Source organism: Vibrio sp. 1069 (assembly GCF_033340555.1).
In genome coordinates this window covers 1-519 of record NZ_JAWOWP010000934.1, presented here as the reverse complement: position 1 = coordinate 519, position 519 = coordinate 1, and the positions used below count along the sequence as shown (strand labels likewise).

1 protein-coding gene is annotated in these 519 nt (G+C 46.4%); it reads right to left on the bottom strand.

Translation table 11 applies throughout. The features are described 5' to 3' along the window. Nucleotides 1-519, bottom strand: a 519-nt coding sequence (locus tag R7040_RS29895) for a flagellin hook IN motif-containing protein (protein ID WP_318098110.1), incomplete at both ends; no start/stop codon positions are given.

The window sequence follows — 519 nt, the reverse complement described above, 5'->3', positions numbered from 1 at the left end:
GTCGATAGTATCAACCGTAACGTTTTTCTTGTTGTCGCCTAGCCCTAGTTCACCAGACAGACCGCCAGAGAATGACACTTCGCCTTCTACTTTGTTGTTACCAGCAAAGATTTGCAGTTTGCCATCTTGGTCTACTGACGCTTTCACTAGGTCTGTTTGACCGTTGATGTACGTTGCTAGCTCTTCGATGTCATCGCCCGCTTTCGCGTTGATGTTGATTTCTTGCTCTTGACCAAAGCTGTCAGTTAGGCTGATTTTTAGGTCGTTTTTGCCTTGTGCAACGTTCCAGTCTTTGCCTTTACCGCTTTCAGCTTGGTAGCTCACACCGCCCATCATTTTGTTGTCTGAGCGCATGTCTTTAAGCTCAAGCATTACTGCTTCACCGTTATCAGCACCGATTTGGAACGATTTCGCACCATGTGTGCCGTTTAGTAGCTTGTTACCACCAAAAGATGTGGTTTCTGCGATACGGTTTAGTTCGTCGTTTAGTGCTGTCACTTCTTCTTGAATCGCAACGCG